Origin of the sequence: Gaetbulibacter sp. PBL-D1, assembly GCF_050509525.1 — a bacterium.
Classification (GTDB): Bacteria; Bacteroidota; Bacteroidia; order Flavobacteriales; family Flavobacteriaceae; genus Gaetbulibacter_B; species Gaetbulibacter_B jejuensis.
In genome coordinates, this window is sequence record NZ_JBNWKB010000002.1 from 75,739 (window position 1) to 92,178 (window position 16,440).

A 16,440-nucleotide genomic window follows, 5' to 3' on the forward strand; every position below is an offset into this window, starting at 1 on the left:
TACATGCAAATAATACGTATGATACGTATGCAAAAAATAAGTTTTTTACATACACCTCTCTTCTACAGCTAGAATAATTATTTTAAAAAGTTCCACACTATAATATAACCACATTCAGAAACATTTTGAGCTATGCTTTAATCGTAAAAATCACTACAAGTAAAACAGTTACTTTTTTCATTTCAGAAGGATAGAAATAAATAAAACTATTCCTTTAAGGTACTTATTATGTCTCTTGAGACCTGAAGCATTTGGTCTTCTATTTGCTTTGATAATTTATCAAGGTTGTTGAAATCGGGATTACTTACCAGTGTTGCTTCTAGAACTGCATATTTAGGCATTTCAGATCGGTTCTCATTCCATTTAGACATTTTCAAAAGCTCCCAATATGTTTTTTGTACTGACAAAGTGTTTCCTAAAAGCCAAATTTCGAATGTCATTTCTAAATGATTTAAAACCAAAGCGAATTTTAATTTTTTACTTTTTAAAAGGTCATTAGAAAAATAAAAATATGTGTAATCCATATAGCCATGCAAAATACCCGCAAAAGTATATTTGTTAGAAAGATTTTTTATAAAATCAGTCCTTAGTTTCATAACAAATTTCACCAGGCCATTATAAGCTATTAATATGTCTCCTTTAGCTAACTGCTCTTTATAAATCGCAACATATTTATTTAAATCATCCATATTCTACGTTTAAGTAATTTAGATTTTACTGATAAAATTAGTGCTTTTTAAGCTATTGTCACGGATTAGCATTTTTAAAACAATATGATAATGTCCGTATTACATATACCGATTCTAAAACTGCAATGAGTTGGGTACAAAAGAAAATGTGTAATCCTAAATTAGAACGCATCGCAAAAAATAAACCTGTTTTTGATTTAGTAGGCAGGGCAATAAAAGGTCCAAAAGAAAACCACCACACAACAACTATTGTAAAAAGGAAAACCAAAGCTTGGGGAGAAATTCCTGCAGATTTCGGCAGAAAATAATATTCGTTATTTAGAGCTTAAAACCCTATCTTTGCACAAAATTTTGAAATCTCTTTATGAGTAAATTAGTTATTGTAGGTACTGTAGCTTTTGATGCTATTGAAACACCTTTCGGAAAAACCGATAAGATATTAGGAGGAGCAGCAACTTTTATAGGTTTGTCTGCCTCACAGTTTAATGTAGATTCTGCAATTGTATCGGTTGTTGGAGGAGATTTTCCTCAAGAATATTTAGATTTATTATCTGAAAAAAATATTGATATTTCAGGAATAGAAATCATAAAAGACGGTAAAACGTTCTTTTGGAGTGGTCGCTATCATAACGACATGAACTCTAGAGATACCTTAGCAACTGAGCTTAATGTATTAGCTGATTTTAATCCTATTGTACCACAAGATTATAAAGACGCTGAAATTGTAATGCTTGGTAACTTACACCCAATAGTACAATCTAGTGTTTTGGATCAAATGACTAAAAAGCCAAAACTGGCTATTTTAGACACTATGAATTTTTGGATGGACTCAGCGCTTGAAGATTTACACAATGTTATAAAGCGTGTTGATGTTATTACCATTAACGATGAAGAAGCTAGACAACTAACAGGAGAATATTCTCTTGTTGTAGCGGCAAGGAAAATTCATGAAATGGGACCAAAATATGTAGTTATTAAAAAAGGAGAACATGGTGCATTGTTGTTTCATGATGATAGTGTGTTTTATGCTCCTGCTTTACCTCTTGAAGAGGTGTTTGACCCAACTGGAGCAGGTGATACTTTTGCTGGTGGATTTGCAGGTTATTTAGCAAAAACAGGAGATGTCTCTTTTGAAAACATGAAAAACGCTGTTATTTATGGCTCTACACTGGCCTCATTTTGTGTAGAAAAATTTGGTACAGAGCGCATGAAAAACCTCCCTAAAAAAGAAGTTCATCAACGCTTGCAGCAGTTTAAAGACTTAACACAATTTGATATTGAACTAACATAAACCAACGCGCTCAAAACTGAGCGCGTTTTATTTTTGTAACTCACAACAACACAACACAATGAGTGATGCTTTAAAACACGAATGCGGAATCGCACAAATAAGGCTTTTAAAACCATTAGAATTTTATAAAGAAAAATATGGGAGTGCTTTTTATGGCGTAAACAAAATGTATCTCATGATGGAGAAACAGCACAATCGTGGACAAGATGGTGCAGGTTTTGCCAGCATTAAATTAGATACAACTCCAGGAGAACGTTATATAAGTAGAGTGCGCTCTATTGCTCAACAACCCATTCAAGATATTTTTGGGCAAATTAACGATCGTATCAATAAAGAATTAAGCGAACACCCTGAATATGCTGATGATGTAGAAGCACAAAAGAAGAACATTCCTTACATAGGAGAGGTGCTTTTAGGTCATGTTCGTTATGGAACATTTGGTAAAAACAGTGTAGAGAGTGTTCATCCGTTTTTAAGACAAAATAACTGGATGCACAGAAATCTTATTGTTGCAGGAAACTTTAACATGACCAATGTTAATCAGTTATTTGATGGTCTTGTAAGATTAGGACAACACCCAAAAGAAAAAGCCGACACAATTACCATTATGGAAAAAATCGGTCATTTTTTGGATGATGCTGTTTCTAAAGTTTACAAAAAACTAAAGCAAGAAGGTTACAGTAAACATGAATGTTCTCCATTAATAGCCGAACGTCTTAATATTGCAAAGATCCTAAAAAAGTCATCCAAAAACTGGGATGGTGGTTATGCTATGGCTGGTTTACTTGGTCATGGAGATGCATTTGTTTTAAGAGATCCTGCTGGTATAAGACCTGCATATTATTATAAAGATGATGAAGTTGTAGTAGTAGCTTCTGAGCGTCCTGTAATTCAAACTGTTTTTAATGTTCCGTTTGAAGAAGTAAAAGAACTAGAACCAGGACACGCTATTATTACCAAAAAATCTGGAGAAGTTTCAATAAAACAAATCATAGAGCCACTTGAAAGAAAAGCGTGTTCGTTTGAACGCATTTATTTTTCTAGAGGAAGTGATGCCGAAATTTATCAAGAAAGAAAAGAGCTAGGTAAACTGTTAATGCCTAAAGTTCTCAAATCCATTAATAACGACACACAAAACACTGTATTTTCATACATTCCAAATACTGCTGAAACGTCGTTTTTTGGAATGATTGAAACTGTAGAAAAACACCTTAACGAAAAGAAAACCCAAGCTATTTTAGATGGTAACGGTATGCTTTCGGCTGAACGTGTTACTGAAATACTATCGGAAAGACCTAGAATAGAAAAGGTTGCTATTAAAGATGTAAAACTAAGAACATTTATTACTGAAGATAGTAGTAGAGACGATTTGGTTGCGCACGTTTATGATGTAACGTATGGTGTTATAAAACCAAATGATAATCTTGTAATCATTGACGATAGTATTGTAAGAGGTACAACCCTTAAAAAGAGTATTATTAAAATGATGGACAGATTAAACCCTAAAAAAATTGTTGTGGTTTCTTCTGCTCCTCAAATACGCTATCCTGACTGTTATGGTATTGACATGGCAAGACTAGAAGATTTAATTGCTTTTAGAGCTATGTTAGAATTATTAAAAGAAAATAACAAGTATCACTTAGTTGAAGAAGTTTATAATAAATGTAAAGCTCAGGTCGATCTTGAAGACAAAGATGTACACAATTTTGTGAAAGATTTATATGATGTATTTACTGACGAAGAAATTTCTGATAAGATTTCAGAATTAATCTCTGACGACACAGTAAGCGCTAAAGTGGAAACCATTTTTCAATCGGTAGAAAATTTACACAAAGCTTGTCCTAAAAATTTAGGCGATTGGTACTTTACAGGCAACTACCCAACTGCTGGAGGTAACAGAGTGGTTAACAGGGCTTTCATTAATTTTTACGAAGGAAATAAAGAGCGTGCTTATTAAGCAAAAAACCGAGAAAAAATACACTTTATCCGAAAAAATGCGTTGTTTATCTAAAAAAAATGCATTTCATCTAATATTTGTACTTTGTTAACAAATTACGCATACTTTAGTAAGACCATAACATAAGTAGGTTAAGTTCATGGTAGATTTGGGGCAAAAAAAGGTGAACTCTTGTTCACCTTTTTTTATGCAATTCGTTTAAAATTTCCTTTCACATTTTCATTATATCTCATTTTAAGCTCAAAAAATTCCTTAAACTAATTTTTGTGTCGTTTATCTATTTTATTAACACTTTGTTGTAAGTAGCTCTATATTAGTCATCACCATAACATAAGTAGGTTAAGTTTATGGTAGATTTGGGGCAAAAAAGGTGGACACTCGTTCACCTTTTTTATTTTTTCAAAGCAAGTCTTCTCTCAAAAACTTTTTCACCCAATAAAACTCAAAATCTTTAAAACCCTTAGATATATCAACACTTTTAACTAACAAAAAATCTTTTAAGCTAATTTATGTGTCGTTTATCTAATAAATTTAACAGTTTGAAACATGTCGCTATATATTTGCTGTCACCATAACATAAGTAGGTTAAGTTTATGGTAGATTTGGGGCAAAAAAGGTGGACACTCGTTCACCTTTTTTCATTTATAGAAATAAAAAAACCAAGCTTATTCAGCTTGGTTCTTCATTAATTTATTTTTAGAAAAACTATTTTGCTTCTGCGTAACGTCTTTCTACTTCATTCCAGTTAATTACATTAAAAAATGCATTAATATAATCTGGTCTTCTATTTTGGTAATTTAAATAGTATGCGTGCTCCCAAACATCCAATCCTAAAATTGGTGTTCCTCCACAACCTACTCCAGGCATTAATGGGTTATCTTGGTTTGGTGTAGAGCATACTTCAACTTTTCCGCCTTTATGTACACACAACCAAGCCCAACCTGAACCAAACTGAGTTGCAGCTGCTTTACTAAATGCATCTTTAAAAGCATCTACCGAACCAAATTCTGCTTCAATAGCATCTTTTAATTCTCCTGATAAATATCCTTTTCCTTCAGGATTCATAACATCCCAAAATAATGAGTGGTTGTAAAAACCTCCTCCATTATTTCTTACAGCCTTATTGTCCATATCTAAATTGTCTAAGATATTTTCAATTGTTTTTCCTTCTAAGTCTGTTCCTGCAATTGCATTATTTAGGTTGTTTGTATATCCTTGATGGTGCTTTGAATGGTGTATTTCCATTGTACGTGCATCAATATTTGGTTCTAAAGCATCGTAAGCATATTTTAATTTTGGTAATTCAAAAGCCATAATATTTGATTTTTATGTTGTTATTGTTTATTTCTTCAAATTTACACATAATACGCAAAAAAACAGATGATTTAAAATAATATATTGTTATCAATCTATTGATTGTTTTTATATTGTATCAAAAATTTCTACATGCTAAAAAACAGGGCTTTTACCATTTATAATGCATCTGCAGGTAGCGGAAAAACGTTTACACTGGTTAAAGAGTATTTGAAAATTTTACTGAACTCCAACAGCTTACTTGCTTTTAGGACTGTCTTAGCTCTAACCTTTACTAATAAGGCAGTAAATGAAATGAAAGAGCGTATTATAAATATGCTTAAAGCGTTTTCTGAAGCTTCAATTATAGAAAATCCTAACAGTATGTTCTCCCTTTTGGTTGAAGAGCTTGATATTTCTCCTAATGAGCTTCATGAAAAGTCAAAAGTAATACTGCAAACTATTATTCATAATTATGCGTCTTTTGATATTTCAACTATTGACAAGTTTAACCATAGGCTTATTAGAACATTTGCACACGACTTAAAACTTCCTGTAAATTTTGAAGTTGAACTAGATACGCCTTATTTACTTGCCAAAGCTGTAGATAAGCTTATTGATAAAGCAGGAGAAGATGAGCAACTAACTAAAGTGCTGGTTGACTTTGCTATTGAAAAAGCCGATGACGATAGAAGCTGGGACATCGCTTATGATTTTAATACAATTGCTAAACTACTGGTCAATGAAAATGATATTGAATTTATTGAGCAACTTGAAGGCAAACAATTAAAGGATTTTTCAGATTTAAAGTCTGTGCTTATTAAAACCCTCAAAGCCAAAGAATCAAGCCTAGTAGCAACATCAAATAAAGTTTTAAGACTAATAAATGAAGCAGGTTTAGAATACAACGATTTCTCTAGAGGCTATTTACCTAAGTATTTTCAAAAACTAAGTAATTCTGATGTAAATGTATCGTTTAATTTAGGTTGGCAAAACGACCTTCTTGAAGGCAACACCTTATACCCAAAACGTGTTTCAAATGAAGTTGCGGAAACTATTAATGCTATACAGCCTCAACTTATTTTAGCTTTTAACGATACAAAACAAGCGGTTTCCGAATATAAATTTTTAAACAATTGCATAAAAAACATCACGCCTCTTTCGGTTTTAAACGCTATAAACAATACTTTAAATGAACTGAAAGAAGAAGACAACCTCTTACTGATTTCAGAGTTTAATTCTATTATTCATAAAGAGATAAAACATCAACCAGCTCCTTTTATATATGAACGTTTGGGTGAAAAGTTTAAACATTATTTTATTGATGAGTTTCAAGACACTTCGGTTTTGCAATGGCAAAACCTAATTCCTTTAGCAGACAATGTGCTTTCAGGTGAGAATTTAAAAGGCGAAACAGGTTCCATAATGCTAGTTGGCGATGCTAAACAAGCCATTTACAGATGGAGAGGTGGAAAAGCAGAACAGTTTATTGATATGTATACCGAAAAGGTCAATCCGTTTCATATTGAGATTGCCACCAAGCATTTAGATTATAATTTTAGAAGCAGTAAAACTGTTGTAGATTTTAATAATGATTTCTTTAAGCACATTAGTAGTTTTGCGCTATCAAGTCCTGAACATCAAGCTATTTATCAAGCGAGTTCACAAGACGTTTTTATTCAAGAAAACGGTTATGTAGAGCTCTCATTTTTAAATACCAAAGATCAAGATAAGGATGAATTACATTGCGAAAAAACACTGTTCTCAATTAACAAGGCTTTGGACAATGGCTTTAAGCTAGGTGATATTTGTGTTATTACCCGAAAAAGTAAAGAAGGAATCGCAGTTGCCGAATATTTAAGCCTAAATGGAATAAATGTAGTGTCTTCAGAATCGCTTATGCTCAAAAATGCTCCTGAGGTTAACTTTATAACGTCCATTTTACAACTAAGTATACAGCCTCAAAATAATGAAGTAAAATGTGATATTTTACTCTTCATTGCTGAACACAGCTTAAAACTTGAACAAAAACATGATTTTGTTAGTAGTTTGGTGCATTTACCATCAAGCAAACTATTTACTGTATTGAAAGAGTATGATTTCAATTTTGACTTTGGGACATTTTCTAGCTTGCCAATTTATGAAGCCGTAGAACATATTATAAGAGCCTTTAAATTAAATGCAACCTCAAATGCTTATATCCAGTTTTATTTAGATGAAATTCTCGATTTTTCACAAAAACACGGTTCTAGTATTTCTAGTTTTTTAGAGTTTTGGGAACGCAAAAAAGATAAGCTAAGTATTGTATCATCACAAAACGATAATGCAGTACAAATAATGACTATTCATAAATCTAAAGGACTGGAATTTCCTGTGGTGATTTTCCCTTATGCCAATCAGAATATATATTTTGACATGTCTCCAAAAGTTTGGTTTCCTGTAAATACTGAAGTGTTTAGTGGTTTCTCACACATGTACATCAACCTAAATAAAGACCTTGAGGAACTAGATAACACTGGTAACGAAATTTATACAAACTATCAATCTGAATTAGAGCTCGATGCCATTAACTTACTGTATGTTGTTATGACTAGAGCTGTTGAACAATTATATGTCATTTCAGAATATGACACAGACGCTAAAAACGAAGAGAAGCTAAAATACTATTCAGGACTTTTTATCAATTTCTTAAAATCTAAAGCACTCTGGAATGATACTCAAACCGAATATACTTTTGGAAGCCCAAAAAGAACATTGCAGTCACATGAAGCAGAACCAACCGTTCAACAAGAGCTATTTATTTCTACTTCAAGAGCGCAACACAATCTAAACATCATTACCAATTCGGCTTATTTATGGGATACTGATCAAGAAAAATCTATTGAAAAAGGAAATTTGGTTCATAATATCATGGCTGAAATTAAAACCATAGAAGATATTGATTTTGTGTTCAATCGGTACATCGAATCAGGAACTATCAATAGTCAACAATACGACGAACTAAAACCAATGGTTTTAAAAATTGTTGATCACCAACTCTTGAAATCTTACTTTGAAAGCAATAATTTGATTTACAATGAAAGAGATATCATTACTAAAGACGGTCAAATTTTACGACCAGACCGTTTAGTAATAAACACCAATAAAGCAATAATTATAGACTACAAAACTGGAGCTGAAAAAAGCTCTCATAAGCAACAATTAGAACTCTACACCTCAGTTTTACAAGACATGAATTACAACGTGACCAAAAAAATTCTTGTGTACATAAATGATGATATTCAGGTAAAAGAATTTTAACTTTGTAAAAAACCAAAGACGATATGTACGGAAAGATACAACAACACTTACAAAACGAAATAAAAGACATAAAAGAAGCTGGTCTTTACAAAGAAGAACGTATTATTACTTCGCCTCAAGGTGCCGAAATTACTTTGACTACAGGAGAAACTGTTTTAAATTTTTGCGCTAATAATTACTTAGGTTTATCCTCACATCCTGAAGTTGTACAAGCAGCTAAAGACGCAATGGATACACATGGATTTGGAATGTCTTCTGTTCGTTTTATTTGCGGAACACAAGATATTCATAAAGAGCTTGAAGAAAAAATAGCTGAGTTTTATGGTACTGAAGACACTATACTCTACGCAGCAGCTTTTGATGCTAATGGTGGTGTTTTTGAACCATTATTAGGAAAAGAAGATGCTATTATCTCTGACTCGCTTAACCACGCCTCAATAATTGATGGTGTTCGTTTATGTAAAGCAGCAAGATACCGTTATGAAAATAACAACATGGAAGATCTTGAAAAGCAATTAATTGCAGCTAATGAAAATGGAGCGCGTTTTAAAATTATTGTCACAGATGGAGTATTTTCAATGGATGGTTTAGTTGCGCCTTTAGATGAAATTTGCGACTTGGCTGATAAGTATGATGCGTTGGTTATGATTGATGAATGTCATGCTGCTGGTTTTATTGGTGAAACTGGTAGAGGAACACTTGAAGACAAAGGCGTTTTAGGACGAATAGATATTATAACTGGAACATTAGGTAAAGCTCTTGGAGGAGCAATGGGAGGTTATACAACTGGTAAAAAAGAAATTATTGAAATACTGCGTCAACGCTCAAGACCATATCTGTTTTCAAACTCATTGGCGCCTGCAATTGTAGGAGCTTCTATTAAGGTTTTTGATATGCTTGCCAAAGACACCTCATTAAGAGATACTTTAGAAAGCAATACTGCTTATTTTAAAAAAGGGTTAAAAGACGCTGGTTTTGACATCATTGACGGAGACTCAGCTATTGTTCCTGTGATGCTATATGATGCTAAATTGTCTCAAAAAATGGCAAAAATGCTCTTAAACGAAGGAATATACGTGATTGGATTCTTTTTCCCTGTAGTTCCTAAAGAAAAAGCAAGAATTAGAGTACAACTCTCGGCAGCACACACAAAAGAGCACTTAGATAAGGCTATTGCTGCTTTTATTAAGGTTGGGAAATCTTTAGAAATAATTTAAATTTGTTCCAAACTCCTCTATTTTAGGGCAAATAATCAATATTTTTATATATTTGTCTTTGTTAATAAAATTTAACAACTTACTTTTGCTTACAATTAACACTTAAAATTAAAATTATTAGAATATGAAAAATCTTAGCAGATTATTTTTCGCTATGTTGCTTTTATTAAGCTTCAATGCTAATGCACAAGATGAAAACAATCCTTGGGCTGTTGGAATTGGTGTAAATGCAGTTGACTTTTATCCTACTGGAGAAGATGCTCCGTTAGGTGAATACTTTGACGAGTTTTTCAACCTTAGTGATCACTACAACTTTTTGCCATCATTATCTACAGTATCTGTTTCTAGATATTTAAGTGATGGGTTTACATTAACTGCTGCTGGTTCTATCAATGAAATTGATAGCTTTGGTGATTCTACAGTTGACGATTTATCTTACTACGCTTTAGATGGTACAGTAAAATATAGCTTTGCAAAATTAATCAACTCTAAATTAATTGACCCTTACTTAGGAGTAGGTGGTGGTTACACTTGGATCAACGAAATCGGAGCTGGTACATTAAATGGTACTGCAGGTTTTAACCTTTGGTTTAGTGAAAACGTTGGTTTAACTGTACAAACATCTTACAAACATGCGTTTGAAGATTATTTAGCTACTCACTTCCAACATTCAGTTGGTCTTGCTATCAAATTTGGTGGAAAAGATACTGATGGAGATGGTATATATGACAAAGATGATGCTTGTCCAGACGTTCCTGGTTTAGAAGCATTCAACGGTTGTCCAGATTCTGACAACGATGGTATTGAAGATTCTAAAGACGATTGTCCTAACGAAGCTGGTTTAGCTGAGTTTAACGGTTGCCCTGATACTGATGGTGATGGTGTTGCTGATAAAGATGATAACTGTCCTACAGTTGCTGGTTTAAAAGCTTTAGCTGGATGTCCAGATGCTGATGGTGACGGTGTTGCTGATAAAGATGACAAATGTCCTAACGAAGCTGGTCCTGCTGCTAACAACGGTTGCCCATGGCCAGATACTGATGGTGACGGTGTATTAGACAAAGACGATAAATGTCCTAACGAAGCTGGTACTGTTGCTAACAATGGTTGCCCAGAAGTTCTTCCTACTGCTGAAGTAATGGAAACTTTAAACAACTACGCTAGAACTATCTTATTTGATACTGGAAAATCTTCTTTCAAAAAAGAAACTGATCCTGTATTACAAGCTATGACTGCTATCTTTAAAGAATATCCACAAGCTAACTTCTCTATTGAAGGACACACTGATAGCGTTGGATCTAAATCATCTAACCAATTATTATCTGAAAGAAGAGCTAACGCTGTAAGAGATTACTTAATCGCTAACGGTATCAACGCTGACAGATTAACTGCTGCTGGTTTTGGTGAAGCTAACCCAATAGATTCTAACTCTACTGCTTCTGGAAGAAAAAACAACAGACGTGTAGAAGTAAAACTTAAAAAATAATTAAGTTTTAAAACACTATAAAATAAGTTTAAAAAACGCTCCGAAATTCGGAGCGTTTTTTATTTTTATAATATGACAAGTTTTATAGAAGAGGTTATTAGTGACATACATAAAAAAAACCTCAACGTTTCAGAATTAACCTTTGTACTTCCTAGTAAAAGAGCTGGTGTTTTCTTAAAACACGAATTATCTAAAGTATTTAAAAGCACTTTTTTTGCACCTGAAATTCTTTCTACTGAAACCTTTGTAGAAACACTATCTAACTTACAATACATCAATAATACCGAGTTGATTTTTGAGTTTTATGATGTATATCTTAAGGCAACTCCAAAAGAAAATGTGGAGCCCTTTGACCAATTTTATAAATGGGCTCAAATACTGCTTCAGGATTTTAATGAAATAGACCGTTATCTTGTAGCGCCTCAAAATATTTTTGATTACTTAACTGCTATTAAAGAAATAGAACATCATCATTGGTCAGTTGATGAAAATCAAACCGATTATATTAAAAACTACCTAGCCTTTTGGAAACGTTTAAAACAATATTATGAGTTACTAAACGACCAACTCATTTCAAAGCGAAAAGGATACCAAGGCTTGGTGTATAGGGAAGCAGTAAATAACCTTGAGCAGTTTACAGCTGCAAACCAAGAAAAGACATTTGTGTTTGTTGGTTTTAACGCACTTAACAAAGCCGAAGAAACCATAATACAAGAACTTTTACAACAAGATATAGCTATTATCTATTGGGATTTAGACCAACGATTTTTTAAAGATTCAATTCATGATGCTGGTATGTTTATAAGACAACATAAAGCGAATTGGCCTTATTTTAGAAAAAATCCTATCAATTGGTTATCGAACAATTATTCCAAACCAAAGACTATAGATATTATTGGTACTCCAAAAAATATTGGTCAAGTAAAATATATTGGTGAGTTGCTACAGCGTTTAAAAAAAGAGAAGAACTCATTAAAAAACACAGCTGTTGTTTTAGGCAATGAAAGCCTATTAATGCCTTTATTAAATTCAATGCCTGAAGATATTGGTCCCATTAATATTACTATGGGTTTGCCTTTAAATGCAATTCCATTGGCGTCTTTGTTTGAAAAACTATTTGCAATTCAAAAATCAACTTCAAAAACTCTGTATTACAAAGATGTAATAACAATACTGTCCCATCAATTTATAAAACCGCTTCTTGTTGATAATGATATTGACCATGCAGATACAATAATTGACCATATTCAAAACAATAATATTGCTAATATTACTGCTGAAGGAGTTACTGAATTAGCTCCATCTAAAACAGAGTTATTAGAACTCCTTTTCAATAATTGGAACAATAATCCAAGGAGAGGTTTATCAAATTGTAGCAAACTTATCATGTCTATTAAAGCGTTTTTAGACAAGGATAAATCAAAACAATTACTCTCATTAGAGTACTTATATAGGTTTAATGAAATATTCAATACATTAGGACTAATGTTGACAAAACATGAGCATATTGAATCAATAAATACTTTACATGGTTTATATAGAGAACTTATTAAAAACGAAACATTAGATTTTAAAGGAGAACCTTTGCAAGGTCTTCAAATTATGGGAATGCTAGAATCTCGAGTTCTCGATTTTGAGACAGTTATTATTGCTTCGGTTAATGAAGGTGTTCTACCTGCTGGAAAAAGTAATAATTCTTTTATTCCTTTTGATGTTAAAATAGAAAACAACCTGCCAACCTATAAGGAAAAAGATGCAGTTTACACATATCATTTTTATAGGCTATTACAACGAGCTAACACTGTTTTTTTGGTTTACAATACCGAACCAGATGTGTTACAAGGCAATGAAAAAAGTAGATTTATCACTCAATTAGAAATTGATGACACACACAATATTAACCATTACATAGTGTCGCCTAAAGTACCTGCTATTCAACAAAGTCTCACTCAAATTAAAAAGACTGATGCAGTACTATCGCGCATAAAAGAAATTGCAGAAAAAGGGTTTTCGCCTTCATCATTAACAAATTACATTAGAAACCCAATTGACTTTTATAAGCAAAAAATTCTCGGAATTAAAGAGTTTGATGATGTTGAAGAAACTGTTGCAGCTAATACGTTAGGAACTACAATTCACAACACTTTAGAGGACTTTTATACGCCTTACATTGGCAAAGAGCTTACTTCTAAAGACGTTGAAGCAATGAAGCCTAAAATACATGATACTGTTTTAAAGCACTTTAAAAATGAATATAAAAAAGGGGATACCACAAAAGGTAAAAACCTTATCATTTTTGAAATAGCAAAGCGGTATGTTTCTAATTTTTTAGATTTAGAAATAGATGCGCTTCAGCAAGGAAATACTATAAAAATTATTTCGGTTGAAGAAGATAATAAAGTGAAAATTGATATTCCTGAACTAGACTTTCCTGTTTATTTAACAGGAAAAGTGGACCGAATCGATGAATTTAATGGTACTACTCGTATTATTGATTATAAATCTGGAAAAGTAGAGGCTTCTAAAGTTAAAATTTCTCAATGGGAAGATCTAACTACCGACTATGATAAATACAGTAAACCATTTCAAATACTGGCTTATGCTTATATGTTAAACTCTAAAAAGCCGTTTACAGCACCTGTTGAAGCAGGAATAATTTCGTTTAAAAACTTAGGTAGTGGGTTTTTAAAATTCACTGAAAACAAAAACACATTAATTTCTCAAGAAACCTTAGGGAACTATACGGTAGAGTTAAAAAATCTTATTTTAGAAATTTGTAATCCAAATATCGACTTTATAGAAAAAGAAGTTTAAAGCCCACTTATGCTATTTGTAGTTTAGGTTTACAGCAGTAATTTATTTTTTCCATTAATAAGTCTTTATTCACTGGTTTGGTCATATAGTCATTCATACCAATATCAAGCACTCGTTGTCTGGTTTCTTGCATCGCATCAGCAGTTACTGCTATAATAGGAATTTCGCCAATAACTTGTCCTAATGTTCCACTTCTAATAATTTTTGTGGCTTCATAACCATCCATTACTGGCATTTGTAAATCCATTAAAACAACATCGTAAACATCTTTTTTTAGAATTTCTAAAGCCTCCTGACCGTTTTGCGCCACAGCAAAATTAATATGCTCTGAACTTCCTAAAAGCTTGCGCATAATCATTTGGTTCATCACATTGTCTTCAACAACCAAGACTTTTAAAGGGTCTTTTTGGCTAACATTTAAAAATGATTCTTCTTTAGGTTTACTAATGACTTCTAAAGGAAGCTCAACAAAAACCTTAGTCCCTTTTCCTTCACTACTTTCTATACTAATTGTACCGTTAAAAAGTTCAACTAAGTACTTTGCGATGGTCATACCTAAACCAATTCCTCCAAATTGCCTTTTGTTATCATGCTTCATTTGGTTAAAACTATCAAACATATTCTCTTTCATATCATCAGACATTCCAACACCTGTGTCAGAAACCACAAAAGAAAAACGCGACAAATCATTTGGCTGTTGAGTACAGCTAAGTTTTAAATGAACGCCTCCTTTTATTGTAAATTTAATGGCGTTGTTAAGGATGTTGTTTATTATTTGAACAAAACGCTCTTTATCTCCTTTTACTCTCGTAGGAATGTTGTAATCCATTTCAAAAGCATAAGTCAACCCTTTCTTTTCGGCTTCTAACTTCCAATTTGAGCTTATCTGATTAAGTACTACAGAAGGGTTAAACTCTTCACTTCTTAACTTGAGTTCCTTCTTTTCAATCTTTTCAAAATCTAGAATATCATTTACACTACTCAACAGACTAAGAGACGCATTTTTAATGATTTCAAAATTCTTTCTGCTTGTATTGCTTTTATTAGTTTCTAATTGATTCTCAGCAATACCCATAATAGCATTTATGGGTGTTCGTAATTCATGACTCATGTTAGACATAAAATACGTTTTTAGTTTACTAATCTCTTCCGATTTCTTTAAAGCTAAAACCTGAGATTTCTCCTTTTCCATACGTAACCTTTTGATGAGATTAGTCATGGAAAGTGATAAGAAAATCACCTCAAAACCTGAACCAAATTTGGCACTATTGAGTGTGTAGAAATTGTTTGGTAATAGGCTTAAATTATTCATTACAAAGCCTAACAAACCTATTACTAAAAAGAAAATTCCAATAGAAAAATAAGGATCTATTTTTATCTTTTTGTAACGTATTATAAATAATGTTGCAAGTATAAAAACTAAGCTTATAAGTCCATTTAAGTTTGCTATTGGATAGGTAAGTTCAAGTGTTTTTTCACTAAGAAACACCATAACAAATAGTGCAGCAATAAAAATATAAATGCCTTTAAAAACACTGTATATTTTTGGTGTTCGCTGTTTTACCTTTAAAAAGTACTCACAATATTTAAGTAAAAAGAAGTTTGATGCCAATGCAGCTATCATTACTGCTCTACTGTTTATAAAACCTCCTTTTGGAAATACGTATTGAAAAATTAAACCATCTAATGCACCTTGCATTAAAGCAATTGAAAACACATAAAGCCCATAATACAAAAATGTTTTTTCTTTTAAACTGGTGTAAAAGAAAAGATAAATTACACCTGCAAGAAATAACAACCCATAAAACAACCCTAAAAATAATTGTTGTTTATAGTTCATTACCCAAAAATCAAACTCACTATAAATGTCTAATGGTATGTTTATGGTTTCGCCATCACTTGCTAAGTGCAAATAAAATTGCTGGGTTGTATTAGCTGGTAATGTTATTTTGAAAATGGTTTCTCTATGTTCAACCTGCCTTTCATTAAAAGGAATTTGGTCTCCACTACTAAACTTTTCAATGCCATTTTTTGATATTTGATATAAATCAGCAATATCAGTTATTGGTCTTGCTGTTTGTAGATAGTAAGTTTTTGATTCGCTATCTGGATTAAAAAGTTTAAATCTGGTCCAGAAACTCTGTGAAGTAAAACCAATACTATGATTGTCAGAAGCAAGTGGAGTAAATTCTAAGTCGCTGTTTAAAACCTCTTCAATTGATAATTCAGGTTTGTCAGTTGCAGTAAACTCAGCAAAATTGTAAAGTTTGTTTGAAGACTCTTCTAAGTTATATGCATTTTCTTGCGCATACAATCCTATACTGAGCAGGCAGAATAGTAGTATAAATTTCATTTGGGGTGCTATTAATCAAATGAAACTTACAAAAACCCTT

At 32.4% G+C, this 16,440-nt stretch carries 10 protein-coding genes; 7 read left to right on the forward strand and 3 right to left on the reverse strand.

Annotation, left to right across the window (positions count from 1 at the left end):
• Positions 1–206: 206 nt before the first annotated feature.
• Positions 207–689: a DUF7000 family protein gene (locus ACQ0RB_RS02320; protein WP_430496216.1), complete on the reverse strand. Its 483-nt coding sequence runs from the start codon at positions 687–689 to the stop codon at positions 207–209.
• Positions 690–814: 125 nt separating this feature from the next.
• Here ACQ0RB_RS02320 and ACQ0RB_RS02325 point away from each other — a divergent pair, with 125 nt between their 5' ends.
• From ACQ0RB_RS02325 to ACQ0RB_RS02335, 3 genes are read left to right on the forward strand one after another with little or no spacing between them, the layout of a single operon-like run.
• The gene (locus ACQ0RB_RS02325) at positions 815–997 is read left to right on the forward strand and encodes a hypothetical protein (RefSeq protein WP_430496218.1); all 183 of its coding nucleotides are present in this window, start codon (positions 815–817) and stop codon (positions 995–997) included.
• 56 nt (positions 998–1,053) lie between these two features.
• A complete protein-coding gene (locus tag ACQ0RB_RS02330; RefSeq protein ID WP_129759879.1) occupies positions 1,054–1,980 on the forward strand; it encodes a PfkB family carbohydrate kinase in 927 nt (308 codons plus the stop codon).
• Positions 1,981–2,038: 58 nt separating this feature from the next.
• Positions 2,039–3,937, forward strand: a complete 1,899-nt coding sequence (locus ACQ0RB_RS02335; protein ID WP_131506459.1) for an amidophosphoribosyltransferase — start codon at positions 2,039–2,041, stop codon at positions 3,935–3,937.
• 705 nt (positions 3,938–4,642) lie between these two features.
• Here ACQ0RB_RS02335 and ACQ0RB_RS02340 read toward each other — a convergent pair.
• Complete coding sequence (locus ACQ0RB_RS02340) at positions 4,643–5,251, reverse strand: superoxide dismutase (protein ID WP_131506458.1); 609 nt, start codon at positions 5,249–5,251, stop codon at positions 4,643–4,645.
• Positions 5,252–5,383: 132 nt separating this feature from the next.
• Between ACQ0RB_RS02340 and ACQ0RB_RS02345 the strand changes: the two genes are divergently transcribed.
• The 4 genes from ACQ0RB_RS02345 (at position 5,384) to ACQ0RB_RS02360 (ending at position 14,047) form a co-directional block, all read left to right on the forward strand.
• Positions 5,384–8,530: a UvrD-helicase domain-containing protein gene (locus tag ACQ0RB_RS02345; RefSeq protein ID WP_430496221.1), complete on the forward strand. Its 3,147-nt coding sequence runs from the start codon at positions 5,384–5,386 to the stop codon at positions 8,528–8,530.
• 23 nt (positions 8,531–8,553) lie between these two features.
• The gene (gene kbl, locus ACQ0RB_RS02350) at positions 8,554–9,747 is read left to right on the forward strand and encodes a glycine C-acetyltransferase (RefSeq protein ID WP_262732511.1); all 1,194 of its coding nucleotides are present in this window, start codon (positions 8,554–8,556) and stop codon (positions 9,745–9,747) included.
• 124 nt (positions 9,748–9,871) lie between these two features.
• Positions 9,872–11,233, forward strand: coding sequence for an OmpA family protein (locus tag ACQ0RB_RS02355; RefSeq protein WP_129759874.1), 1,362 nt, complete (start codon positions 9,872–9,874; stop codon positions 11,231–11,233).
• Between the two features lie 72 nt (positions 11,234–11,305).
• Positions 11,306–14,047 (forward strand): PD-(D/E)XK nuclease family protein, encoded by a 2,742-nt coding sequence (locus ACQ0RB_RS02360; RefSeq protein ID WP_430496224.1) that lies wholly within the window; start codon positions 11,306–11,308, stop codon positions 14,045–14,047.
• A 7-nt stretch (positions 14,048–14,054) separates the two neighbouring features.
• On the opposite strand, the gene ACQ0RB_RS02365 is transcribed toward ACQ0RB_RS02360, so the two are convergent.
• Positions 14,055–16,400 (reverse strand): 7TM diverse intracellular signaling domain-containing protein, encoded by a 2,346-nt coding sequence (locus tag ACQ0RB_RS02365; protein ID WP_430496226.1) that lies wholly within the window; start codon positions 16,398–16,400, stop codon positions 14,055–14,057.
• Positions 16,401–16,440 lie beyond the last annotated feature (40 nt).

Bases quoted from the DNA above. Each gene is read 5' to 3' on its own strand.
- ACQ0RB_RS02360 (WP_430496224.1), top strand. From the start codon at position 11,306: ATGACAAGTTTTATAGAAGAGGTTATTAGTGACATACATAAAAAAAAC.
- ACQ0RB_RS02335 (WP_131506459.1), top strand. From the start codon at position 2,039: ATGAGTGATGCTTTAAAACACGAATGCGGAATCGCACAAATAAGGCTT.
- ACQ0RB_RS02345 (WP_430496221.1), top strand. From the start codon at position 5,384: ATGCTAAAAAACAGGGCTTTTACCATTTATAATGCATCTGCAGGTAGC.
- ACQ0RB_RS02330 (WP_129759879.1), top strand. From the start codon at position 1,054: ATGAGTAAATTAGTTATTGTAGGTACTGTAGCTTTTGATGCTATTGAA.
- ACQ0RB_RS02355 (WP_129759874.1), top strand. From the start codon at position 9,872: ATGAAAAATCTTAGCAGATTATTTTTCGCTATGTTGCTTTTATTAAGC.
- ACQ0RB_RS02325 (WP_430496218.1), top strand. From the start codon at position 815: ATGAGTTGGGTACAAAAGAAAATGTGTAATCCTAAATTAGAACGCATC.
- ACQ0RB_RS02365 (WP_430496226.1), bottom strand. From the start codon at position 16,400: ATGAAATTTATACTACTATTCTGCCTGCTCAGTATAGGATTGTATGCG.
- kbl (WP_262732511.1), top strand. From the start codon at position 8,554: ATGTACGGAAAGATACAACAACACTTACAAAACGAAATAAAAGACATA.
- ACQ0RB_RS02320 (WP_430496216.1), bottom strand. From the start codon at position 689: ATGGATGATTTAAATAAATATGTTGCGATTTATAAAGAGCAGTTAGCT.
- ACQ0RB_RS02340 (WP_131506458.1), bottom strand. From the start codon at position 5,251: ATGGCTTTTGAATTACCAAAATTAAAATATGCTTACGATGCTTTAGAA.